Source organism: Corynebacterium nasorum (genome assembly GCF_030229765.1).
Lineage (GTDB): Bacteria > Actinomycetota > Actinomycetes > Mycobacteriales > Mycobacteriaceae > Corynebacterium > Corynebacterium kefirresidentii.
In genome coordinates this window covers 192,136-214,617 of record NZ_JASPGY010000002.1, presented here as the reverse complement: position 1 = coordinate 214,617, position 22,482 = coordinate 192,136, and the positions used below count along the sequence as shown (strand labels likewise).

General features: G+C 56.9%; 21 protein-coding genes. 6 read left to right on the top strand and 15 right to left on the bottom strand.

Annotation, left to right across the window (positions count from 1 at the left end):
- Positions 1 to 30: 30 nt before the first annotated feature.
- From QP904_RS02890 to QP904_RS02860, 8 genes are all read right to left on the bottom strand, one after another.
- Complete coding sequence (locus QP904_RS02890) at positions 31 to 1,260, bottom strand: pyridoxal phosphate-dependent aminotransferase (RefSeq protein ID WP_023020037.1); 1,230 nt, start codon at positions 1,258 to 1,260, stop codon at positions 31 to 33.
- A gap of 55 nt (positions 1,261 to 1,315) precedes the next feature.
- On the bottom strand, positions 1,316 to 1,918 hold the full coding sequence (locus QP904_RS02885) for a DUF1707 SHOCT-like domain-containing protein (RefSeq protein WP_034656035.1): 603 nt from the start codon (positions 1,916 to 1,918) through the stop codon (positions 1,316 to 1,318).
- 96 nt (positions 1,919 to 2,014) lie between these two features.
- On the bottom strand, positions 2,015 to 3,289 hold the full coding sequence (locus tag QP904_RS02880; protein WP_284835506.1) for a cation:proton antiporter: 1,275 nt from the start codon (positions 3,287 to 3,289) through the stop codon (positions 2,015 to 2,017).
- A gap of 34 nt (positions 3,290 to 3,323) precedes the next feature.
- Positions 3,324 to 6,092: a (Fe-S)-binding protein gene (locus QP904_RS02875; protein ID WP_023020034.1), complete on the bottom strand. Its 2,769-nt coding sequence runs from the start codon at positions 6,090 to 6,092 to the stop codon at positions 3,324 to 3,326.
- 97 nt (positions 6,093 to 6,189) lie between these two features.
- On the bottom strand, positions 6,190 to 7,086 hold the full coding sequence (locus QP904_RS02870; RefSeq protein WP_051138306.1) for an oxygenase MpaB family protein: 897 nt from the start codon (positions 7,084 to 7,086) through the stop codon (positions 6,190 to 6,192).
- Positions 7,087 to 7,118: 32 nt separating this feature from the next.
- Positions 7,119 to 7,886 carry an FAD-dependent oxidoreductase gene (locus tag QP904_RS11775; protein ID WP_396130025.1) on the bottom strand — a complete coding sequence of 256 codons (768 nt, stop codon included), beginning with the start codon at positions 7,884 to 7,886 and terminating at the stop codon, positions 7,119 to 7,121.
- Between the two features lie 166 nt (positions 7,887 to 8,052).
- Positions 8,053 to 9,639, bottom strand: coding sequence for a succinic semialdehyde dehydrogenase (locus tag QP904_RS02865; RefSeq protein WP_248100022.1), 1,587 nt, complete (start codon positions 9,637 to 9,639; stop codon positions 8,053 to 8,055).
- 65 nt (positions 9,640 to 9,704) lie between these two features.
- Complete coding sequence (locus QP904_RS02860) at positions 9,705 to 10,748, bottom strand: oxygenase MpaB family protein (protein ID WP_284835505.1); 1,044 nt, start codon at positions 10,746 to 10,748, stop codon at positions 9,705 to 9,707.
- A gap of 435 nt (positions 10,749 to 11,183) precedes the next feature.
- Here QP904_RS02860 and QP904_RS02855 point away from each other — a divergent pair, with 435 nt between their 5' ends.
- The 3 genes from QP904_RS02855 to QP904_RS02845 are packed head-to-tail and all read left to right on the top strand — an operon-like array spanning position 11,184 to position 12,893.
- A complete protein-coding gene (locus QP904_RS02855) occupies positions 11,184 to 11,759 on the top strand; it encodes a DUF6230 family protein (RefSeq protein WP_023020029.1) in 576 nt (191 codons plus the stop codon).
- 25 nt (positions 11,760 to 11,784) lie between these two features.
- A complete protein-coding gene (locus tag QP904_RS02850) occupies positions 11,785 to 12,261 on the top strand; it encodes a DUF6114 domain-containing protein (RefSeq protein WP_248100028.1) in 477 nt (158 codons plus the stop codon).
- Positions 12,262 to 12,263: 2 nt separating this feature from the next.
- Positions 12,264 to 12,893 (top strand): hypothetical protein, encoded by a 630-nt coding sequence (locus tag QP904_RS02845; protein ID WP_284835504.1) that lies wholly within the window; start codon positions 12,264 to 12,266, stop codon positions 12,891 to 12,893.
- 13 nt (positions 12,894 to 12,906) lie between these two features.
- On the opposite strand, the gene QP904_RS02840 is transcribed toward QP904_RS02845, so the two are convergent.
- From QP904_RS02840 to QP904_RS02830, 3 genes are all read right to left on the bottom strand, one after another.
- Positions 12,907 to 14,844: an ABC transporter ATP-binding protein gene (locus QP904_RS02840; protein WP_284835503.1), complete on the bottom strand. Its 1,938-nt coding sequence runs from the start codon at positions 14,842 to 14,844 to the stop codon at positions 12,907 to 12,909.
- A complete protein-coding gene (locus QP904_RS02835) occupies positions 14,844 to 16,586 on the bottom strand; it encodes an ABC transporter ATP-binding protein (protein WP_284835502.1) in 1,743 nt (580 codons plus the stop codon). Before QP904_RS02835 ends, QP904_RS02840 begins: the two co-directional genes overlap by 1 nt.
- An 85-nt stretch (positions 16,587 to 16,671) precedes the next feature.
- Positions 16,672 to 17,091 carry a methylenetetrahydrofolate--tRNA-(uracil-5-)-methyltransferase gene (locus QP904_RS02830; RefSeq protein ID WP_200288571.1) on the bottom strand — a complete coding sequence of 140 codons (420 nt, stop codon included), beginning with the start codon at positions 17,089 to 17,091 and terminating at the stop codon, positions 16,672 to 16,674.
- 173 nt (positions 17,092 to 17,264) lie between these two features.
- Between QP904_RS02830 and QP904_RS02825 the strand changes: the two genes are divergently transcribed.
- Genes QP904_RS02825 through cysN form a run of 3 tightly spaced genes read left to right on the top strand, consistent with a single transcriptional unit; the run spans position 17,265 to position 20,232 of the window.
- Positions 17,265 to 18,050, top strand: a complete 786-nt coding sequence (locus QP904_RS02825) for a phosphoadenylyl-sulfate reductase (RefSeq protein WP_200288572.1) — start codon at positions 17,265 to 17,267, stop codon at positions 18,048 to 18,050.
- A complete protein-coding gene (gene cysD, locus QP904_RS02820; RefSeq protein ID WP_200288573.1) occupies positions 18,050 to 18,949 on the top strand; it encodes a sulfate adenylyltransferase subunit CysD in 900 nt (299 codons plus the stop codon). Before QP904_RS02825 ends, cysD begins: the two co-directional genes overlap by 1 nt.
- Positions 18,949 to 20,232, top strand: coding sequence for a sulfate adenylyltransferase subunit CysN (gene cysN / locus QP904_RS02815; RefSeq protein ID WP_284835501.1), 1,284 nt, complete (start codon positions 18,949 to 18,951; stop codon positions 20,230 to 20,232). Before cysD ends, cysN begins: the two co-directional genes overlap by 1 nt.
- Here the strand turns inward: cysN and QP904_RS02810 are convergent.
- The 4 genes from QP904_RS02810 to QP904_RS02795 form a co-directional block, all read right to left on the bottom strand.
- Positions 20,229 to 20,450 (bottom strand): hypothetical protein, encoded by a 222-nt coding sequence (locus QP904_RS02810; protein ID WP_284835500.1) that lies wholly within the window; start codon positions 20,448 to 20,450, stop codon positions 20,229 to 20,231. The genes cysN and QP904_RS02810 overlap by 4 nt on opposite strands.
- A gap of 81 nt (positions 20,451 to 20,531) precedes the next feature.
- On the bottom strand, positions 20,532 to 20,930 hold the full coding sequence (locus QP904_RS02805; RefSeq protein WP_239659043.1) for a hypothetical protein: 399 nt from the start codon (positions 20,928 to 20,930) through the stop codon (positions 20,532 to 20,534).
- A 75-nt stretch (positions 20,931 to 21,005) separates the two neighbouring features.
- The gene (locus QP904_RS02800) at positions 21,006 to 21,332 is read right to left on the bottom strand and encodes a hypothetical protein (protein ID WP_284835499.1); all 327 of its coding nucleotides are present in this window, start codon (positions 21,330 to 21,332) and stop codon (positions 21,006 to 21,008) included.
- A complete protein-coding gene (locus QP904_RS02795) occupies positions 21,323 to 22,477 on the bottom strand; it encodes a TRAFAC clade GTPase domain-containing protein (protein WP_284835498.1) in 1,155 nt (384 codons plus the stop codon). The genes QP904_RS02800 and QP904_RS02795 overlap by 10 nt, the downstream gene beginning before the upstream one ends.
- Positions 22,478 to 22,482 lie beyond the last annotated feature (5 nt).

Below are 22,482 nucleotides of genomic sequence, written 5' to 3'. Positions count from 1 at the left end.
ACTATCATTAGCAACTGGCGGGGAAGAAAGCTACTGCTTATAGCTCACCAGGAAGTTGCCAAGGCGCTCAATGGCGTTTTCGATCTGGGATGCCCACGGCAGCGTGACTACGCGGAAGTGATCTGGGTTCGGCCAGTTGAAGCCGGTTCCCTGAACCATGAGGATCTTTTCCGCCTTCAAAATATCCAGCATGAGCTTGGCATCATCATGGATTTCATACACATTCGGATCCAGGCGCGGGAAGAGGTAGAGCGAGCCCATGGGTTTTACCGCGGAAACGCCGGGAATCTCATTGAGCTTCTCGTAGGCGATATTGCGCTGGCGTAAAAGACGCCCGCCGGTACCGGTGAGCTCAAAGATGGACTGCCGGCCACCCAGCGCCACCTGGATAGCGTGCTGCGCCGGTACGTTCGGGCACAGGCGAGTTCCGGCCAGAAGCTCAAGGCCTTCGATGAAGCCACGGGCGTGGTGCTTAGGGCCGGTAAGTACCATCCAGCCGGCGCGGTAGCCGCACACGCGGTAGGCCTTGGAGAGACCGTTAAATGTGATGGTGAGTAGGTCAGGGGCTAGGGAAGCGATGGAGATGTGCTGCGCGCCGTCATAAAGAATGCGGTCATAGATCTCATCGGCCAAGATGAGCAGGTTATGCTCGCGGGCGATGCTGACAATCTTCTGCAGTACTTCGCGCGAGTAGACCGCACCCGTTGGGTTATTCGGGTTAATGACCACGATGGCTTTGGTCTTATCCGTAATCTTGGACTCGATGTCCTCGATGGATGGATTCCAATCATCCTCCTCATCACACAGGTAATGCACTGGGGTGCCACCTGCCAGGGACGTAGCAGCGGTCCACAATGGATAATCCGGTGCCGGGATGAGAACCTCATCGCCGTTATTAAGCAGCGCTTGAGTGGTCATGCTGATGAGCTCGGAGACGCCATTGCCCAAGAAGACATCGTTGATATCGAAGGGTGGGAAATCCTCCAGCTCGTAGCGGGTAACGATGGATCGACGGGCAGGAATGATTCCTTTGGAGGTGGAATAGCCCTGGGAAGTAGGCAGGGCGGCGATCATATCGCGCATGATGACATCGGGTGCTTCGAAGCCGAAGACGGCCGGGTTACCGGTGTTGAGTTTCAAGATGGTGTGACCATCGAGCTCCATGCGTTCCGCTTCCGCAGAGACCTCGCCGCGGATGTCATACGCGACGCCCTTGAGTTTGTCGGATTGGTCAAAGATGCGGTGTTTGGGAGAAGTCATGGGAATATTGTGCCACGATTCACAGCTGCACAAAATGCTTCAACACCGGCGATGACTATTTTTTACTCCACTCGCTGAACTTCCGCTTGGCCAGATCCATGGCTTGGCCGGTAATTTCGCCAGCTTGCATACGGCGATCGGCCCACATCTTTTCCTCGATCATTTTTTGCTGCGCGCGCTCATGCGCCGTGAGAGCGCGAATCTCGCGCAGCTGCTGCCGCTCAACCTGGCGCACGGATGGGGCGTGCCACGAGGAGGGGCCGACCTTGGCGACGTAGAGCATGATCCACAGGATAGGGATGAGTGCGGCTGCCGTGACGCCACCTAACAGTAGCCATGGGTTGCTCATGGTAGCGCTCAAGAAGATCAGCGTGGGGCTTGCTACTGCAAGCACCACAGAGCCGGAGAGAGCAGTCGCAAACTTCGGTTTCTTGCCTGCATTATGGGCGCGCGTGACTTCTCCCCGAGAATAGATCTTGACCTCGTGGGAACCACGCGCCGGAATGTCTTGGAAGACGGGCACGAGGTCTTGGTGGGTGCTGGCGCGCATGACATCGTCCGAGCGGTCCTCGAACTCCTCCATGGTTAACCGGCCTTCACCCACGGCGCGGGCGAGGTCATTGATGGCATCGTTGCGCTCGGAATCGGACAGGCGCAGAGTCCGATTGACAGGGGAAGAACCAAAGTTATTACTCACGTTTTCCAGTCTAGGAAAATTCTGCCCTTCCAGGGACGTGCTCTCAGCGAACGCAGCCTATAGTTCCTTGGATTCAGCGTCAGGGGTCTTCTCGTCCTTCTTTTCTTGCTGGTTTCCGCCCACCAGGCTGGCTAAGAATGGGAAGAGGGCGACGGTAAGCGCTCCACCGGAGACGAAGATCGAGGCATTCTCGGCCTCCATGATTCCGGAATTGACCGCCAGGGACGTTACCGCCACGATGATTGGCAGACCGGTAGCGGAATACAAACCTACTTGGAGGCGCTCGCGGAAGGTTTCAATATCAGATCCGGTATGCCCAACATTCTCGCGCAAGAAGACGGGCAGGCCACGCGTCACTAAGATGAGAGCCGGAATGCCCAGTACCTTCCACGGATTATGAGCGATGGTATCCCAGCTAATGCTCATGCCAGAGACCACAAAGAAGACCGGAATAAGCATCGAATAAAACACCACATCGAGGCGGTGTTCTAGGCGGCGGTGGAATTCATCCGGGATAATACGGTTCAAAATGATGCCGGCAGCAAAAGCACCGAGCACAATATCGAGTTCAAAGACTGCGGTAACGGCCATAAGAATGGCCAGAATAAGGATGATAAGACGCAGAATCGTTTGGTTGGTTGAGCCCGCACCAGAGATAAAAGCGGTCTTTACCCAAGGGATCGTTGATGCGATAGCCGCCGGCATGATGGCGACGGCAACGGCGATGATGATGAAGAACAACAAAATGATCATCGTCGTCAGCGTGGAACGAGTACCCAGCAATAGTGCCATTGCGGTAATGGGGGCGACCTCACCAATGGCACCGTGAATCATCACAGAGTTGCCCACCTTGGTGCCCAGAATGCGGTCCTGCTTCAGCATCGGCGTGAGCGTGCCCAGCGCCGTTGAGGTCAGTGCCAAGGCGACCACGATGGCTCCTGGCACGTTATCTACTAGGAAGTAGGCGCCCACTCCACAGGCGAGGGCACAGATTGCCCAAGTGGATAACGCCGTTCCGGCTTCCTTTGTTTTGAGGGTGGAGATTTGAATTTCAAAGCCCGCGAGGAGAAATAACGCTCCCACGCCGAGCTCCTTGAGCATTTCGATGCCTTCGTCCTCGGCGGCTAGTTCAAGCACCGAAGGGCCAATAATCATGCCGAAAATCAGCAAGAGGGCTACCGATGGAAGACGGTGGCCCAACATATAGGAGACCAGCGGCGCCAGCAGGGCCGCGGCCATGATCCAAGCGAAGGAGACGAGGGAGTGTGTATTTTCGGTCGCGCCTGCTGCTAGCAGTAGGGCATCGGTGGGGAGTCCCGCATTAAAATGCATGGACTACAGCGTACGCACCCATGCCCCTGCGCGCCTACTCAGATTCAGGCGGCTGTGGCGCGCTTTCCGACGCCGGCGGTGCCGGAGCTGCAGGCGGAGCCGGCGGCGCAGCTTGTGTGGGCTTCGGGGCTGCAGGTGGCGTCGGTGCCGACGGAGCAGAAGGTGCACTTGGTGCAGGCGCAGCCGGTGCGCTTGGAGCTGCCGGTGCCGCGGGTGCGTTCGGCGGTGTTGGAGCGGCTGGTGCTTTCGGTGCAGGTGCTGCTGGGGCACTCGGTGGGGTAGGCGCGGTCGGTGCTGCGGGAGTTGCCGGTGCTTGGGGAGCTTGCGGTGCAGCTGGCGTTGTCGGTGCTGATGGAGCAGAAGGTGCACTTGGTGCAGGCGCAGCAGGTGCCGCGGGCGCTGCGGGTGCGTTCGGCGGCGTTGGAGCGCTTGGTGGTGTTGGAGCGGCTGGTGCTTGTGGTGCAGGTGCTGCCGGGACACTCGGTGGGGTAGGCGCGGTCGGTGCTGCGGGAGCTGCCGGTGCTTGGGGAGTTTGCGGTGCAGCTGGAGGCGTTGGCGCTGATGGAGTAGAAGGTGCACTTGGCGCAGGCGCAGCCGGTGCCGCAGGGGCGGCGGGCGCGCTTGGTGCCGCGGGTGCGCTGGGAGCTGCCGGGGCCGAGGCGGAGGGGGCGGGAGCGTTAGGAGCGTCGGCAAGCGGGGCATCATTGGTGCCGGTGGACTTCTGGTGGCGCACCGGAGTGGCAAGGAAGGCCTTGGGGTGGGGCTCAGGCAGGGTGCCGGTCTTGTCGAGGGAAATGGAATTGCGCAGCATAACTGCCACGTCATTGACCTTGGTGGTGGGGGCAGAATCCTGCGCCAAGGACTTCACGCCGCCGGTCATCATGACATTACAGAAGGGGCAGCCGGTGGCAATTTCTTCCGCGCCGGTTTCCAAAGCCTGTTCGGTGCGGAAGTCATTGATGCGGGTGCCAAGCTTTTCTTCCATGAACATGCGGGCACCGCCGGCGCCACAGCAGAAGGCCTCGTCGCGGTTCTTGTCCATCTCGCGCAGTTCCACGCCGGTGGCCTCGAGCAGCTCGCGTGGGGGATCGAAGACCTTGTTGTGGCGGCCGAGGAAGCAAGGGTCGTGGTAGGTAATCGGCTTGCGGTTTTCCGGCGTACGCGGCACCGGCTTGAGCAGGCTTTCGCGTACCAGGCGGTTGAGCAGCTGGGTGTGGTGGAAGACGTCGAAATGCCCGTCAAAGTCTGGGTACTCGTTGCGGATGGTGTTAAAGCAGTGCGGGCAAGTGGTGATGATCTTGCGCTGGCCCTCCGGTACGCCGTCGAAGGCGTTGTTGAGGGTCTCCACGTTTTGCTGCGCCATCATCTGGAAAAGGAACTCGTTGCCAGCGCGGCGGGCAGGATCGCCCGTACAGGTCTCGCCGGTGGAGAGGACACCAAACTTCACGCCCGCGGTATGCAGCAGGTCTACGACCGCACGGGTGGTGCGGCGGCCGTCGTCATCATAGGCGCCGGCGCAGCCCACCCAGAGCAGGTATTCCATATCGGAGAAATCGGCCTCGTCCTCACCGATGATGGGCACGTCGATGCCATCGGCGCGGGCCTCATCGATCCAGGCGCGGCGCTCAGAATTATTCCGGCCCCACGGGTTGCCCTTGTTTTCCATGTTCTTGAATAGGCCGGTGAGCTCAGATGGGAAGTCAGATTCAGCGAGCACCTTGAAGCGGCGCAGGTCTGCGATGTGGTCGATGTGCTCAATATCGGTAGGACACTGATCCACGCACGCACCACAGTTGGTACAAGACCACAGCACATCATCATCGATAACGCCGGCCATGGACAGTACATCCAAGCCCTCGTGCGGGTTGTAGTTATCCAGCGCTCCCTGGCGCAGGTCCATCATGAGCTTTTTGGGGCTCAGTGGCTTCTCGGTATTCCAGGCTGGGCATAGCTCCTGGCAGCGACCACACTCGGTACATGAAGTGGAATCCAGCAGCATCTTCCAGCTGCCTGGTGTGATGTCCTCTTCCAAATCCGGGGTGGGCAAGGACTGCAGTGCCTTTTCACCGGTGGCATTGCGTTGGAAGAAAATATTGAAAAAGCTGGTGAAGCGGTGCCACATGACGCCCCACTGGAAATTGCGGGAGATAAAGACGATAAACAGCATGCCGGACAGCAGCTTGAACAGGGCGAAGAAGCTCACCAGGGCCGGTGACTCGGGGAAGAGCTTGGCCAAGTGGATACTCAAGAAATCCGCCCAGGCGGAACCGCCGCCGTAGGTGGCGATCTTGGTGGACTTCACCAAGATCATGCCGAGGCCCTCGGAAAAGACGATGAACTCTACCCAGCGTGCGGAGGCGGTCTGGGAGTTGAAGAAGCGGCTGCCACGCTCGGTATCGCCGAGCTTGAGGCGCACACCGATGAGGAAGCCAATGCCGAGCACCGTCGCGATGCCCAAGACTTCTTCCACAAAGTGGTAGACCGGCCAGTGGCTGAGCCACGGCCAGCCCTTATTCGGTGCGAAGGTTTGGATATAGGCCTCGAACCACACCAGGATGCCGAAAAGGAAGCCCACCATCACCAGCCAGTGGGCGGCATTGACCAGAGGTTTTCCCTTGAAATGGGAGTGGCCAAAGACCTCTGCAATCACGCGCCATAAACGCTTGCCTATATTGTCGGTGCGTTTGAGCTGGGTAGGCCCGCCCGAGCGGATGAACTTGAAGAGGGCCCATACGCGGGTGAAAAAGTACAACCACACCGGAATCGATGCGGCTATAGCGATCCAACCGAACACGGTGGTCATGCGTGCTCCTTTAAAACTGATGCTCCACGTTTCTCTCTACCTTAAAGCCTAGGGCTGGAAATCAGAGAGTCTGCATTCAGTGCGGAGGCGTGACGTCCTAATAACGAAAGCCGCCCTCAGCCTCTGCGCGATCGAACGCACGAGAAGCGATAGGCACCATACGCAGCTTTCGGGGCAGTACTGAGAATGCGACTCTGACGCTGCGAGAGAAAAGCTTGAGCCTGCGCGCGTCCTTCTTAGTCCACTCCCAACCCAGTTTGTTTCGCAGCTTGTCAGGAATGAGACCGATAGCTACCCACAACAAGAGGCGTGAAGCATATGGAGAAATAGGGCGCCACAGCCAGTTAGGGACTTTGGGATCAGGGCTGTCTAGTGTCAACCCATTGATAATGCGAGAACGCTCAATGGTTTCGCTTATTGAGAGCTCATCGATCATGCGATCCATGTATTTTTCATACTCGGCATATGACTTAGGTGCATCATCGGGTTCAGCGACGCCATAGAAGCTGTACCAAGTCCGAGTCTCCTGGAATAAACGCTCGCGCTCCTCGCTGCTCAGAGGGTTCATGAAATTGCCCGCCAAGGCATATGGCATAGCAGCGAAAGTGGCGTGCGCCCAGTAATAGACCTCAGGGTTTAGAGGGTGGTAGCGACTTCCATCGGGGTGAGTTCCCTTAATGTCTTTGTGAAAATCACGAATCATGATGCCAACTTCTGGGCCCTCATAAACTGTTCGAATAATTGGGAACGCAGAGCGGACCAAGCGGGCTACCTCATTGTCAAAGACATTGGAGTGCTGGACCAGGGAACGGCTAATGTCGCGGTGTGCAATTTGGAGAAGTCCGGCGGACAGAGCGACGAAAGCGGAACGCCAATCACCAAAACGCTGCCACAGTAAAGAATCTGGACCAAGCTCTGGGAGTTCCGGCTGGCTTGGATGGGCCGTGGAGTCAACGAAAGTAGTGCTGGTGGGATTGCTCAGGTTAGTCATCATGCCTCCTTGAGGGCGGTAGCTTTATTGCGCTGTTAGGTAGTGGAAGAGACGGTCTGGGCGTCATAGTTGCTAGCAGTTGTAAATGCGTGCGCGTCGGCGTCGAATCCTGCAAGGGTAGTTCGTATGCCGCGGACGGTACCCGGCTGAACTAGCCACTTATCGTGCTTTACAGTCAGTGCGCCTGGACCGCGAATCTCCAATTGGCGTACATATCGACGGCAGTGATCAGCGCGCGCTTCTACTGCTGCGAGTGGATGCCGCTTCAAGTAAGAATCCTGTGGCACTGGCCCATCAACGAATAAAGTATTGGGAAGCCCCAGTACCTCAATTCCGTGATGAAGATATAAGTCATCGATCTTGGTATGCGGCCGTCCTGGAACTGAAATCCATGGTGAACTTTCTCCGGTAGCTCGGATAAGAACATCAAAAGATCGGGATTCAAGTCCCGATTCTCCACTGTAGGAAACGGTCCAGTGACCTTCTTCAGCATCGAATTCTGCTGCCGTTACCTCTGTCGAGCCGCGGAATATGGCACCGCTCGCTTCGACGGCAGCTTCGAGGTGCTGCGAAATCGACGCCGGTGACCCATCGGTTCTGGTCAGTCGAAGGTACGGGGTGCGAAAATGAAAAGACCGAGAGACCCTTGGCGCATTAGGCGAGGTGAACTGACCTCCGATCTCCGAGTTCTTATCAAAAAGTGTCGTGTCGAATCCGGCGAATGCGCACTCAGAGGCGGCAGCGCATCCTGTCACCCCGGCTCCAACCACGGCAACGGTTGGTCGGCGGTAGGGCTTGAACATTACTGTTCCTTTCGAGGTTGCAACGGTAGGGTGCGGAACCTTTCGTATCGAGTAGTGGATTTGGGGGGGTTAAAACTATCGCGGGATGATATGTGATGATACACACATTTATTGGCCATGTGAAGCGCAGTACACAAATCGGGTAGTTGTGTGATGTCTTGGGAGGCTAGGGAAGAAAACGGAGAAACCTACCTAGGCGAAGGGCGGCGGTCATAAGGCTGCCGTAGAACCGACGTGGTAGCCACCGCGGACCTCGCATCGGCATAATTCGCTGGGCGGAAATGTTCTTGGCCTCTGTGTACTTTGTCAGGCCTTCTTCACCATGGCGGCGAGCTACACCGGATTCTTTTACTCCTCCCAGTGGGGTAGAAATTGATGCCCACGTCGCGGCGTAACCGTCATTAATGGTGACACCTCCGGCGTCTATTCGTTCTGCGATGTCGCGCGCAGTCTCCGGCTTGCCAAACACGGATGCGTTTAGTCCATACGAGGTTTCATTTGCCAGGAAAATTGCCTCATCGATGTCACGAACTCGTTGGACAAAAACTACTGGTCCAAAGACTTCCTGGGTTGCCAATTTGATGTCCGCGCCCACATTGGTCAGAACAGTGGGTTCGAAATGATATGGACCGATGTCTGGTCGGGGCTTTCCGCCTGTAAGGACAGTTGCCCCTTTTGCTCTTGCATCATCAACCAATCCTTGCACTCGGTCCAGTTGCTCCGGACCGATCAAAGAGCCCATAGTGTAACCCCAATTCAGTCCCTTGCCTAAGACGATGGATTCCGTGGCTCTTTGAAAGGCTCTTAAGAATTCATCATAGATGGACTCAGGAACATATATTCGCTCGATGGATACACAGAGTTGTCCAGAATTGGAAAAGCAGGCCGTGGCTATGGTGTCAATATGCTTTTCGATGTCTGCATCGGGAGCAATAATCATCGGGTTTTTACCGCCAAGTTCAGCGGAGTACCCTACGAGCCGCTCACCCACCGTTTTTCCTAAAATCTTGCCGGTTTGGGTAGAGCCTGTGAACATGAGGTAATCGCACTTCTGTGAGATGGCACCACCTACAACTTCCCCAGAGCCCGTGACGATTTGTAGAACATCATGGGGAAGACCCGCCTCTTGGAGTAGGCGGAGAGAAATGAGATTTGAAAAGGGCGTGGACCAATCTGGTTTCGCTACCACTGCGTTTCCTGCAATTAGGGCAGCAATGGCATCAGAAATCCCAAGGGCGAGAGGGTAGTTCCAAGGGCTTATCTGGCCTACGATTCCCTTGGGAATCCTTTGTAAAGAAGTGCTGGTGATCAGGGGGAATGCTCCTGGCCGCTTAGCAGCTGGTAGCAGTTTAGGGGCAATATTGGCGTAGTAGCGTGCATTGTTAAGTACGTCGAGCACCTCGTCGTATGCAGCGGTGCGATCCTTGCCAGTTTCTAGCTGGATGAAATCCGCAAGGAGTTCTCGGTGCTTTCCCACAAGGCGGTGGAATCGCCGGAAAATCTTCACTCGGTCTTTGACGTCAAGTTCTGCCCAACCTTTTTGAGCTTTGCGGGCACGCAGAAAGGCTTCATCAACATCTGCGTCGGTTCCCGTTCCAACCCAGCCAAGTTCTTCATCAAAGAGCGGCGAGTTAACGGCATGGTGTTCACTGCTATCTAAGGAGCCGGTAGCGAAGTTTGTAGATAGTTGCTGCAGCTCCGATAAAAGGTCCTGAGGTAAGGGTCGTTCTTCCAGGCGGTGTGGTAATGGCATGAAAAGCTACTCCAGAAAGCTAAAGGTTCGTGAGCTGGTCTGCTCACGAACCCGGTGTGGATGAATTAGAACGGGCAGCCTGCAGCGCGGCGCGCTGCAACTGCGTCATTAGAATCGCCTTCGGCATTCGGTTTAGCCGTATCGGAAGCCTCGGCGGCTTCATTCTTGGGCTGGTAGGCCTGAATGGTCTTAGGCTCCTTGTATTTGCCCTCGATCATGCCGTTTTTGATCATTAGTGAGCGGCCCGGTTCCATGAAGCGCTTGTCCTCGGGGAGGAGAGTGAAAACCTTTCGAATAGCCTTAGCTATGCGATCGAAGCGCTTTTGGTCTCGCGAGGTCCATTCCAGATCTAGAATCCGGCGATACTTTTCTGGCAGGGTGCCAATAGTGAGCCAGATAGTGCTGCGCATGATCGGCTTCCAGATAATTTTCCACAACCGAGGCGGGACACCATCGGGGGCCTTGACTGGTTCTACACGAGCTGTGCGCAGCGCGAAGTCGACCGTCTCGTTGCGCTCAAGCACGTTTTCAACCATGTCATCCATATAGGCGACGAGATCGTCATAGTTGTCAATGACTGGGCGCTCAGACATGCCGTACTTATCCCACCACGTCACGCCTTCGCGGACCAGTTGATCGCGCTCAGCCTTGGTGAAAGGCGTGCCAAATAGATCCTGTGCATAAATAACGCGATAGACAAAGGTGGCGTGAGCCCACCAGTAAGTTTCCGGATTGAGGGAGTGGTATCGCTCGCCGCTTTGCAGGGTTCCTTTGATAGTCACGTGATAATCGCGGATGCGCTCGGCTAAGTCTCCATCGTCGTAGATGGACTGAATGATTTGCGGTGTGGAGCGTTGAAGGCGTGCGAAGGGCTCGTCAAAAAACTTGGAGTGGTCGAGCAGTGATTGTCCGATGGCCGGGTGCATATTCTGCAAAATTCCGGTGTACCCGCGCAAGAGCTGTAGGCGGTTGTCTGAGCCCCATTTCCAAAGCAAGGAGTCAGGACCTAATGGGGTACGGCGCAGCTTGCGCTTAGATTCGTTGTTAGCAGTGTCCTGGCTAGATTCACTAATTTCAGGAGAATTTTTGGAATCAGGCAAGTTAGACATTGGAAAGCCCTCTCTAAATGTTAACTATGGAATGTTGTGTAGCGTATCACACACAGAGGGTTCCATGTTGCGTGAAGCACAAACTGGTACCGAGGGGCATGTTATTGGGGTGGACGAGACCTGTGGGGGTGTGCTCTTCCGGGCTGGGGGTTTATTGCGACCGATCTCGCTTCCGTTTCAAAGTTCCGAAAGCGAAGGGTGTGCCTATTTATTAGATGATTTGGTGAGTTATGCAATTGGGAGCGCAAGATTGTGCTCCAAGTCTCAGTTTGTGTTAGAATGTGAAAAATTACTAGTAAAGGCAATTTTGAGCTAGCTGTGTGATTGTCTTAATGGTCACGTGGCTTCTTGGCACAATGGAGATCTTCAGAGCAGCGAGAGCGGCGGGAAGCCTTAGCTCTGCATAGGTTATTTTTGTTAGAGAAAGGTCCCTTCATGGGCAGAATAAGCATTCCAAAATTTGCGGTGGCGCTGACTGCTGGGTTGGCGGCTTTTGGTGTAACCGGATTTGCGGTAGCGCAAGGTGGTTTGACTGCAAACCTGGCCCTTTCAGGTACTTTTTTTAAAGTCTCCATGAGTCACTTGGAAGGCGAGGGGCTGTCTATCTTTGTGGACAAGGACGATATGGCTAAGGAAACAGTTCCTGCAGCGCGTTTGAAGTTCGAGCATGCCTTGGCTTCAAATCTTTGCTTGTCGGCGACGATTCCAGACGTTCCTGGCGTCGGCGAGACCACTCTTGCGTTGCGAGCCGAAGGTGATAACAGTGTTGAGGTGCGAAACCTGCTGGTTGGGGCAACGGACATCAAGGGTCAACTAGATCTGACCAATGCCAACGTGGGTATTGATGCGCACCAAGTAAATGATCGCGCAGCACCTGGCGCGTGGGGACTGAACTCCGAAAAGGTGGTATTGAGCGCAGATGACATCCGCACCACCTCCGTGGGGGCTGAAAAGCTTTCTGCAAAGGGCGTAAACGTGGATGTAAAGAGAGGACACGAGAATGGCTGCTAGTTCTTCGCAAGAAGAAACCCTCAGCATGCCGGTGGTAGAGGACAAAGACAAGGTCTCTGACAGTGATGTCCAATCTGGATTGCAAGAAGAGACCGTGGAAGAAGGAAATCTTGGCGAGGAAAAGCGTGGAAGGTGGGAGCGCTTTAAAATTTGGCGGAAAAAGCGTCCTTTCGCTGGCGGGCTTTTATTAATTCTTTCCGGGGTAGTTATCGCCGCCCCTGCCTATATAACGATCCATATTTCGGATCTACTGGTGATGATCTCTACCGTTTCCGGTGTTTCTACCCTGCTCATCGGTGCCCTACTTATCATGTTTGGTTTAGGGGCTTGGTTTAGGCAGGAAACGGCAACCTACGTTGGCGTGCTGGGAATTCTAGTTGCAATCGTTGCTTTGCCGACCTCCAATATTGGAGGGTTTGTTATCGGCTCGCTCTTGGGGATAATCGGCGGCGCACTCACCTTTGCTTGGCAGCCTAGAGAACGGGGAAGGGTAAAGGGCTGAGTATGGGCACCCAATCTTTCAAACAGTTGTTGTCCCATTCGTCGCTTGCTCTAAAGACTAGCGCGGCCGTTGTGGTGTGCTCCGCAGCAGTTGTGTGCGCCGTAAGCGACCCGGAGGAATCCAGTGCCCAAGAAGCTTTGGCCTTAGCCCAGTCGGAGCACAGCATCGTCACCGCAGACAAGGTCACACTGACTGGCAACGTACGCGCTTCGCTTGTGACTGTGACTTCCGTGAATGGTGAAGAGCGAGCCTTGAAACTCGTGGGTGACAAGTTGGTGGCACGCGGACTTTCTTTGACTCTTCCTGGCGCTACGGGGCAGGGAAAATTGACTACTGGCGACGCCGAGACAACCGTGACGGATGGTCCGGTCACGGTTCTCGCTTCGGGACTGAGGGCCACCCCTGCTGTTGAAAATACGCCAACAATTCCGGTGGACATTGATCTAGGGGCCGAAAACGTCAACGATGTGCTCGACCAACTGGGGGTGCCCAAGCCACACTCAGTTCCGGACGCTAACATTCCTGACCCCCTCATGGATCACATTGCGCTCGAGGACGTCACCATGGAGCTGGTGAACCTCACCGGCCATAAGTTCAACGCTCCCCGAGTTCAATTGAATATAGGCGGGTAGCAGCTCGCAGCCTTTAGCCTTGGGCGAACTGGGATTGATGCAGGCGCCAGTACGCCCCCTGGGCATTGAGCAGATCGTCGTGCGAGCCCTGTTCAACGATGGTGCCGTTTTCCATGACGAGGATGAGATCGGCATCGCGAATAGTAGACAGGCGGTGGGCGATGACGAAGGAGGTGCGATCTGCGCGCAGTGCGTTCATCGCTTCTTGGACGAGTACCTCAGTGCGGGTATCGACCGAAGAGGTGGCTTCGTCGAGAATGAGCAGCGCGGGCTGGGCCAAAAACGCGCGGGCAATGGTGATGAGCTGGCGCTCGCCGGCCGAGATGGCGCCGCCGTCTTGATCGATAATGGTGTCGTAGCCCTCGGGCAGCGCGTGGACGAAGCGGTCCACATAAGTCGCTTTAGCTGCGGCGATGACTTCCTCATCCGTCGCGTCCAAGCGGCCGTAGCGAATGTTGTCCATGATCGACCCTTTGAAAAGCACGGCGTCCTGGAGCACCATGCCCACCTGGGAGCGCAGCGTCTGGCGGGGCATGCGGGCGATATCGTGCCCGTCAATGAGAATCTGACCGCCGTCTAATTCATAAAAGCGCATCAGCAGGTTGACCAAGGTTGTTTTTCCGGCTCCGGTGGGGCCGACAATGGCCGCGGTCTGGCCGGGCTCCACGCGCAGGTTGAGGCCGGTGATGAGTTCTTTATCCTCCGAGTAGGAGAAACCAACGTCTTGGAACTCAACGAGTCCGCGGGCGCGGCCGGGGAGGTCCTCGTCGGTGGTGTCAGGGGCTTGTTCTTCGGCGTCGAGAAGCTCAAAGACGCGTTCGGCCGAGGCCACGCCGGATTGGACCTGCTGCATCATGCCACCAAGCTGGCCCAGCGGCTGGTTGAACTCGCGAGAATACTGGATGAAAGCAGTGGCTGCGCCCAAAGTCATGTGGCCATTAGCCACGCGCAGGCCACCCAAGACCGCGATGGCAACGTAGGACAGATAGGACAGGAACTGCATGATTGGCATCATGCTGCCGGAGAGGAATTGTGCTTTTGCCGCGGAGCGGTAAAGCTCTTCGTTGCGCTTATCAAATTCCTCCGTCATTGCTTCTGTGCGGCCGAAGACGATGGCAAGGTCATGGCCGGAGAAGGATTCCTCTACCTGGCCATTGAGCTGTCCGGTAGAGCGCCATTGCGTTTTGAATTGGCGCTGTGAGCGGCCGCCGATGACCCCGATGACTAGTGCGGTAAGCGGCAGAGCTAGGAGAGCAACCAGCGCGAGCTGCCAGGAAACACTAAACATCATGATGGTGATGCCAATGACCAAAAGCGCGTTATAAAACAGTTGCGAGAGTGCTTGCTGCAGGGCCTGCTGTACGTTGTCGATGTCATTAGTGGTGCGCGAGAGGATATCGCCGCGTTGCTGGGAATCAAAGTAGTTCAGCGGCAGCGTGTTCACCTTCGCTTCAACGCGCTCACGCAGGTCAAATACGGTATCCATGCTCACTTTGTTGAGAATGGCCCCCTGCCACCATTGGAAGCCGGAAGAGACGATATACATTGCGATAACGGCAATGATGAGCGTACCCAAGCGGTGAAAGTCAATGCCTTCGCCCGGGATGAAATCCATGGCGGAGGCCATGTCTGCGAAGCGGTCCTGTCCTTGCGCACGCATGCCATCGATAGCTTGTTGGGCGGTTATATCGGCGGGAAGGTTACGGGAGATAACTCCGGCGAAGATGACATCCATGGCCTTGCCCATGACCTTGGGTGCCACAACTGCCAAAAAGATACAGACAATATTCATCGCTGCTACGGCCCACAGGCGACGCTTGTATGGGGCAAGCAAGGAAAAGAGGCGCTTGATGGAGAGCCAAAAATTCTTAGCTTGGCGCGGAGCAGATTCGCCCATGGGGCCGGTGGAGTGCTCCGTGGACTCGGCGGTGGAGGCGGTATTTTCAGCCATTAGTTCGCGCCTCCTGCAGCAGCGGCGGTTTCTTGGGAATCAACAATTTCTTGGTAAACGGCGCAACGCCCAAGGAGCTCCTCGTGCGTGCCGCGGTCAACAATGCGGCCGGCATCCAGTACCAGGATCTGGTCGGCATAGCGGATAGAGGCCACGCGCTGGGCGACGATTATGCTGGTCACCGGTTGCTCACGCTGTGCGAAGGAAGCCTGCATTGCGGCGCGCACCTTGGCATCGGTAGCCACATCAAGGGCAGAGAAGGAATCGTCGAAGAGATAGACCAGCGGGCGGGCGACCAGCATGCGCGCGATGGATAGGCGTTGGCGTTGGCCGCCGGAGACATTGGTGCCACCTTGAGCGATAGGCATGTCTAGGTCCTCCACGAAATCCGCCTGGGCTACGCGCAGCGCCTCCCAGAGCTCCTCATCGGTAGCTTCTGGGCGACCAAGACGCAGGTTGGAGGCCACCGTGCCGCTAAATAGGTAGGCCTTTTGTGGAACGATGGACACGCGCTGGACGATGTCCTGGCGGGCCAGGGAGGTGGTAGGGGTGGCGTCGATAAGCACTTGGCCCTCGGTTGGGACATAAAGGCGCGGGATAAGGGAAATGAGGGTGGTCTTGCCCGCGCCGGTCGAACCGATGATGGCCGTAGTGGTGCCGGGCTGGGCGGTAAAGGAAATATTTTCTAGCACTGGCGCATCCGCACCAGAATAGGAAAAGCCCACGTTGCGGAATTCCACCGTGCCCGTGGCCGTGTCCGGGGTAGTTGTAGTGCTAGGCGGAGTAATGGATGGTTCGTTTTTGAGGACCTCGGTAATGCGGCGTGCACAGATAATGGCGCGGGGCAGCATCATCGCCATGAAGGTACCCATCATGACTGCGGCCAGGATCTGGAGCAAATATTGCAAGAACGCCGTGAGCGAGCCGACGTTGACTAGCCCGTCATCCACGCGGTGACCGCCAAACCACAGCACCGCGCCCGTGGCCACGTTGAGGATCACCGTAATGAGCGGGAACATCACCACGAAAAGGCGGCCAATGTTCAGGGACAGGCGGGTAATTTCCTTATTGGCTTGGGTAAATCGCTCGGTTTCATAGGCCTCACGCACGAAGGCGCGCACCACGCGAATGCCGGTAATTTGCTCGCGCAGGGTGCCATTGATGGCATCCAGCTTGTCCTGCATGATGCGAAAGAGTGGCATGAGACGGGCAATGATGACGGAAATCGTGCCGAGCAATACTGCCACGGACACCCACACCAGCCAGGACAGCCCGGCGTCTTCGCGCATGGCCATGATGATGCCGCCGATGGACATGATAGGCGCGGTCACCATGAAGTTGAGCATCATCATATAGACCATTTGCACCTGCTGGATGTCATTGGTGCCACGGGTGATAAGCGTAGGCGTGCCAAAGCGGCTCATGTCCTCAGTAGATAGGGAATTAACGTGGCGAAAAACTTGGCTGCGTAAATCTCTGCCTACGCCCATGGCGGTGCGGCTGCCGCACCATACGGCGCCAATGGCGGTGATGACTTGGGCAAAAGCAACGGCAAGCATGATCCCACCGGTGTGCCAAATGAAATCCACATCGCCTTGGGCCACGCCTTCATCAATGATCTTGGCATTCAGCGATGGGAGGTACAGCGTGGCAGCTGTTGACAAGGCCTGCAGGACAAGTACCGCGATGAAATACGGCGTATACGGCGCCGACCGTGTAATGAGAATGCGAACCAGATCCATGGACTCGCGCCCCTTTCCTTGCCGTGGCTGGGTAGCCGTGCAAGTTTATATCTAGGGTGAGCGGGGCGCTAGTCTGAGTCTTCCTTTAAATCCCCACATGCGCCAGCTGGGCGCGGGTGATGACACTGTTCCAATCCTCGAAGTCTTCGAGGGGGGTGCACAAACCTTCCCAAGTGGTGACGGCCACGCCGCGGGCCTTGAGCTCGAGAATGAGCAGATCGCGGTCGCCAGCGGCAGAAAGGCGGTGGATTTCGTTATGGGTGATATCGCCGTCGGGCCCTACGCGCACGTTGCCGATGAGACGGAGCCGGGGAGTGGTGCCGGGGCCGCAGTGGGATCCTGAGACGGCGTCGGCAAGCACGCCCGCGAGGCCGGCAAAGCGTCGAAGTAGACCGAATGGTGCGGTACGTTGAGTAATGAGGTCCACACACATGCCAGCGCTGATAAGCTTTTCGGCGGTGGATAGGGCGGACGGCCCCTCCCCGATGATGGCTATACGCTGCATGGAAGTGCCTCCTTGGGTGGGGCGCAAATACCCCGCAATAGACTGTCTTGTCTGTAAATCTAGTCCGCTTGGTACGGATTGGAAACTTTTTATTCGCACCTCCCGCCAAGCTCAGCGGCTTTTCGCGCATAATCTCCTGCACCGCCTTGGGGTTTTGCCTAATGTGTGACGGCATGAACCCAACAACGAACCTGCTGGACGGTGGCAAGAACTACCGTGACCCCAGCATCTCCCCGGAAGGCACGCGGGATACCGCGCCGCTGGACGCCGAGGTAGCCGCGCGCAACCAGCAATTGGTAGACCAGTGGGCGGATAAGCTGCACGATGCCTCTGCCGAAACCATCACCGAATGGGCCGCCGAGCACGCTCCCGGCCGCCTTGCGGTGACCATGTCCATGGAAAATACGGTCTTGGCCGAGCTCGCCCACCGCGCCGGGCTCGATGCGGATCTGCTTTTCATCGATACTGGCTGGCACTTCCCGGAAACCCTCCAGGTGGCCGATGAGGTAGAAAAGCGCTACCGGGACCTGCCCCTAGTGCGGGTGCTGCCGCTATTGAGCCCAGAAGAACAAGACGAGGTCTACGGCCCGCGCCTGTATGCCCGCGATACCGCGGCCTATAACCGCATGCGCAAGGTGGAACCGCTAAATATGGCGATGGACCCGTATGCCGGCTGGGTTACCGGCCTGCGCCGCGCCGATTCCGAGCACCGCGCCACCGCCCCGGCGCTGAGCTTGGATCGCACCGGACGATTGAAGATATCGCCCATCATCACCTGGGATTTAGACGATACGGACCGCTATATCGAGGACAACGACCTCATCATCCACCCACTCACCCTGCAGGGATACCGCTCCATCGGCTGCGCCCCGCTGACCTTCCCAGTTGGCGAAGGCGAAGATGCCCGATCCGGGCGCGTATTTGCAGACGGCAAGACAGAATGCGGGTTACACGAATAATGAGCACACTTTCCCCACACCTCAAAGACCTTGAAAACGAGTCTATCCACATCCTGCGTGAGGTGGCCGGCCAATTCGACAAGGTAGGCATCCTCTTTTCGGGAGGCAAGGACTCCGTCGTTGTCTTCGAGCTGGCCCGCCGCGCCTTCGCTCCGGCCACGGTTCCGTTCGAGCTCCTCCACGTCGATACCGGGCATAACTTCCCCGAGGTCATCGACTTCCGCGACCGCCTCGTGGAAGAATCCGGTGCCCGCCTGCACGTCGCCCGCGTCCAGGATTGGATCGACCGCGGCGACCTCCAGGAGCGTCCCGATGGTACCCGCAACCCGCTGCAGTCCGTGCCGCTGGTAGAGACCATCGCCGAGCGCGAGTATGACGCCGTATGTGGTGGCGCCCGCCGCGATGAGGAGCGCGCCCGTGCCAAGGAGCGCATCTTCTCCATCCGCGATTCCTTTGGCGGCTGGGATCCTCGCCGCCAGCGCCCCGAGCTCTGGGATCTGTATAACGGCGGCAAAATGACCGGCGAAAACGTTCGCGTATTCCCCATTTCCAACTGGACCGAGTCCGATATTTGGGAATACATCGGCGCCCGCGAACTGGAGCTGCCCTCCATTTACTACTCGCATGAGCGCGAGGTATTCAAGCGCAATGGTATGTGGCTAGCCCCTGGTGAATGGGGCGGCCCGGCCGAGGGGGAGGAGCTGGAAACCCGCACCGTGCGCTACCGCACCGTGGGCGATATGTCCTGCACCGGCGCCGTGGAATCTACCGCATCGACGCCGGATGAGGTGCTGGCGGAGATTTCCATTTCCACCCTTTCTGAGCGCGGTGCCACCCGCGCCGATGACAAACTCTCCGAGTCCGCCATGGAGGACCGCAAGAAGGAAGGCTACTTCTGATGACGACCACCCTCGCGCCGAATGTCGGCGCCCTCAAGCAGCGCGATACCCTGCGCCTGTGCACCGCCGGCTCCGTCGATGACGGCAAGTCCACCTTCGTCGGCCGCCTGCTCTATGACACCAAGTCCGTGCTTGCAGACCAGGTGGAGTCCATGGAGCGCACCTCCACCGACCGCGGCTTCGACGGCATGGACCTCTCTTTGCTTGTCGACGGTCTGCGGGCCGAGCGCGAGCAGGGCATTACCATCGACGTGGCTTATCGCTACTTCGCCACGGATAAGCGCACCTTCATCCTCGCCGATACCCCGGGGCACGTGCAGTACACCCGCAATACGGTCACCGGCATGTCTACCTCCCAGGTAGTGGTGCTTCTTATCGACGCCCGCCATGGCGTCGTCGAACAAACCCGCCGCCACCTCAACGTCGCCGCCCTCCTTGGTGTGCGCCACGTGGTCCTCGCGGTGAACAAGATTGACCTCGTGGACTATGAAGAGCAGGTCTTTCGCGATATCGAGTCCGAGTTCAACCAGATCGCCGCGCGCTTGGGCATCACTGATACCACCGTGGTGCCGATTTCCGCGCTCAAGGGCGATAACGTGGTCGAGCGTTCCTCTAATATGCCCTGGTATACCGGACCGACTGTCCTCGAGGTTCTCGAGACCGTCCCCGTGGCTACTGGCCGCGCCGATGAGCTGGATTTCCGTTTCCCCATCCAGTACGTCATCCGCGAGCACGCCTCCGATTACCGCGGCTACGCCGGCCGCGTGAAGGCAGGCTCCATCTCGGTAGGCGATGAGGTTCACCTGCCCGAGGGACGCACCAGCACCGTCACCCAGATAGACACTGCCGACGGTCCCGCCGACTCCGCCGCCACCGGCGACTCCGTGACGCTCCTGCTTGCCGACGACATCGATCTCGCCCGCGGCGATCTCCTCGCCGGTCCCCAGCGCCCCGCGGCCACCCGCGAATTCGATGCCACCGTGGTGGGCCTGACCGAAAAGGACATCAAGCCCGGCCAGATGCTCAAGCTGCGCTACGGTTCCTCCCTAGTCAAGGCCCGCATCGCCGCCATCACCCACACCCTGGACCTCGATGGCGTTTCCGATGTGGAGGACCCTGAGGTCGTCGCCATGAACGACATCGCCCACATCACCATCCAGACCCAAGCCGAGCTCCCCGTCGAGGACTACGCCGCCCGCGGCGCGGTGGGCAACTTCCTGCTCATCGACCAATCTTCCGGCAACACCCTCGCCGCCGGATTCGTGGGCCACCGCCTGCGTTAGTTGTTCTTCGTGCCGCTGCTGTTCTTCTCACCGCGCATCATAATGATGCCCGTGATCCCGAGCAGCAGTGGCGAGGAGATCCCCAGCACCGTAGTTTCTGCTACGGTCAGGTTTAGAATCAATAGGAGAGCCGCCGCCACAAGCAGGAAAACGCCGAATTTCTGCTGAAACGTCTTTTCCTTCATTCCGATCTCTCCTTCGGCTACGTTTTGGGCCACGATAACCTGCTCCTAGTTCCCCGCGAAAGCCTAGAACGCCGACACTTCTTGGCTGCCGCGCCCCCTCTAGGCTTTTGGTACTTATGGGCAGAATACTTCTCCCACAGCGGGGCCTAGCTCTGAGAAAAATTCTGGAGTGTTGCCGGCGACCTTTCCCTGCCATTGGATTTTGTCGTCTTTGTTGTAGTCCAAAGCGCTGGCCAGCGTATCTCCGGCTAATCGGTCCAACCAGCCTTCTATAGCGGTTTCTTCTTCGGATATGGCGGAACCAGGTCCCGGAAGAACTGTCATTTCCAATCCCACGTACGCAATCCCTCTCAGATTCGAGACTGTGAAAATGGCGTAGGCGAGTCCCGCTGTTCTCCACACCGCCCGAAGTTCTACTGCAGCCGGAGAAAGCCCATTGTCTCCTGCGTAGTATCGCTTTAGCAGGAAGTTCATCTTCTCCGCGAATTCTGTTGAATTCCAGCCATCAGTCATCTTCATTATTCTTCTGGGGATAAGGTCTTGATATTCACGGCGGCGATTAACTGTTTAAAGAGCCCAGATTCTTTTCTAGTTTTCTGCATTCCAAAGCTTGCTATATTCGTCCGCAATCAAGGGCCACATAAAAGAGCATGCTTCGTCGTAGGAGCGTGCATCGGTAATGGCATGGCCGCTGATAACTAGGTCGTGGTAAATCAAGCGACCTGATTCATCATGGCGTTCTTCTGGATCTGGAAACCTTAATGCCAAGTGTCCATTGCAGCGCTCAAACACGTGGCGGGAGTTTTCAAAGCCCGAAAATGCCTCAAGATATGGCGGCAATGGGTCCTTATAGCCGCCATCGAGTAAGAACTTATGGCCCCAGTGTTTGCCTCGCGTAGCCCAGATTATTTCCATCGCGGCGACCTTTCGAGAATGTCGTTATCGATGCTCTCGCGCAATTTCATCACGAAATCTGTAAGCAACAATTCCTTAAATGCATGCTTTTCCACCGCATTATTTCGAGCCTCGGCAATTACCGGAATGGCCGCAGACATGAGGGGATCAACCAGGCCAGCGATTCCTTGAGCCTTCGCTAGGAAATTGAATGGCATCTTGTTTACTTTGCCAAGCATCGCGAGAGCTGTTTGGGCTATGCCAAGCCCCCTCTTCACGATCTTTTCGTCCGCTAGGCCAGCCGGGAGAAGGCGCAATACATTCCACCGCTGGTAGCGCTGGATAGGCAAAATCGTAGATAGCGGAAGCAAGGCGTCGACGCCTTTGTGCTTTTCTAAATCAATTGTGCCGTTCTTGAACTCAGCTGAAGAGATGACGATGTAGTCCTCTCCGACGGATAGAGCCTCGTCGCCGTTGACGAAATCTGCCAAAACTTTGCGCAGCGCGTTCAGTTCATCAGCGGCATGAAGAACGACGAGTTCATGGAGCCTGTGCGCATCCAACTCCGGCATGAGGTCGGCTTTAGAAAGCGCGATAACCCAGATGCGGGGAAACTGCTCCAGCCGTTCATTGTCAGCAATGATGTCGGATTTAATGCCCAGCAATGTGTTCCGGAAGGTGCCGAAAAGTGACTTGAGGTAGCGCTCTTCTTCGCCTTCGTGGTCGAGCAGCTTTTGTGCGTCAACCAAAACCAGAGCGACATCTGATTGGATCAATTGGTGGAAAGTATGAACCCGATCATTTCTTTCGCTTTCAGAGCTGACCTCGGACTCGAACCATTCGCCTGGATAGTCATGCCAAGTAATGCCAATGTGCGAAGTCTTCTTCTTCGCGTCCAAGGGCTGTGACTCCGGGACGAATTTAAAGCCGAATGGAGAGGAAACAAACTTATCCTGCATCGGAGCTTGGGCTTGCTCCTTCATTCCCAAGTATTTTTGGAGCAGTTTATTTCCGCGCGCAGAATCGTCCGCTAGGAATCTGTACCCGTTCTTATGGATAGTCGATGGCTCGTGGAGGCGGCCAAAGAGTGAGGAAAGAAGGACTGTCTTTCCGCTTCCAGCCTGACCAAAAACTGCGATGTGCTGGTGAATTTGTTGTTTGCTCATAGTGC

What these genes read in the sequence shown, in the direction of transcription:
- QP904_RS02860 (WP_284835505.1), bottom strand. Translation starts at nt 10,748, where the DNA reads ATGTCTAACTTGCCTGATTCCAAAAATTCTCCTGAAATTAGTGAATCT.
- QP904_RS02880 (WP_284835506.1), bottom strand. Translation starts at nt 3,289, where the DNA reads ATGCATTTTAATGCGGGACTCCCCACCGATGCCCTACTGCTAGCAGCA.
- QP904_RS02805 (WP_239659043.1), bottom strand. Translation starts at nt 20,930, where the DNA reads ATGACTGATGGCTGGAATTCAACAGAATTCGCGGAGAAGATGAACTTC.
- QP904_RS02825 (WP_200288572.1), top strand. Translation starts at nt 17,265, where the DNA reads ATGAACCCAACAACGAACCTGCTGGACGGTGGCAAGAACTACCGTGAC.
- QP904_RS02800 (WP_284835499.1), bottom strand. Translation starts at nt 21,332, where the DNA reads ATGGAAATAATCTGGGCTACGCGAGGCAAACACTGGGGCCATAAGTTC.
- QP904_RS02855 (WP_023020029.1), top strand. Translation starts at nt 11,184, where the DNA reads ATGGGCAGAATAAGCATTCCAAAATTTGCGGTGGCGCTGACTGCTGGG.
- QP904_RS02840 (WP_284835503.1), bottom strand. Translation starts at nt 14,844, where the DNA reads ATGGCTGAAAATACCGCCTCCACCGCCGAGTCCACGGAGCACTCCACC.
- QP904_RS02845 (WP_284835504.1), top strand. Translation starts at nt 12,264, where the DNA reads ATGGGCACCCAATCTTTCAAACAGTTGTTGTCCCATTCGTCGCTTGCT.
- QP904_RS02835 (WP_284835502.1), bottom strand. Translation starts at nt 16,586, where the DNA reads ATGGATCTGGTTCGCATTCTCATTACACGGTCGGCGCCGTATACGCCG.
- cysN (WP_284835501.1), top strand. Translation starts at nt 18,949, where the DNA reads ATGACGACCACCCTCGCGCCGAATGTCGGCGCCCTCAAGCAGCGCGAT.
- QP904_RS02795 (WP_284835498.1), bottom strand. Translation starts at nt 22,477, where the DNA reads ATGAGCAAACAACAAATTCACCAGCACATCGCAGTTTTTGGTCAGGCT.
- QP904_RS02850 (WP_248100028.1), top strand. Translation starts at nt 11,785, where the DNA reads ATGCCGGTGGTAGAGGACAAAGACAAGGTCTCTGACAGTGATGTCCAA.
- QP904_RS02890 (WP_023020037.1), bottom strand. Translation starts at nt 1,260, where the DNA reads ATGACTTCTCCCAAACACCGCATCTTTGACCAATCCGACAAACTCAAG.
- QP904_RS11775 (WP_396130025.1), bottom strand. Translation starts at nt 7,886, where the DNA reads ATGTTCAAGCCCTACCGCCGACCAACCGTTGCCGTGGTTGGAGCCGGG.
- QP904_RS02870 (WP_051138306.1), bottom strand. Translation starts at nt 7,086, where the DNA reads ATGATGACTAACCTGAGCAATCCCACCAGCACTACTTTCGTTGACTCC.
- QP904_RS02830 (WP_200288571.1), bottom strand. Translation starts at nt 17,091, where the DNA reads ATGCAGCGTATAGCCATCATCGGGGAGGGGCCGTCCGCCCTATCCACC.
- QP904_RS02875 (WP_023020034.1), bottom strand. Translation starts at nt 6,092, where the DNA reads ATGACCACCGTGTTCGGTTGGATCGCTATAGCCGCATCGATTCCGGTG.
- cysD (WP_200288573.1), top strand. Translation starts at nt 18,050, where the DNA reads ATGAGCACACTTTCCCCACACCTCAAAGACCTTGAAAACGAGTCTATC.
- QP904_RS02865 (WP_248100022.1), bottom strand. Translation starts at nt 9,639, where the DNA reads ATGCCATTACCACACCGCCTGGAAGAACGACCCTTACCTCAGGACCTT.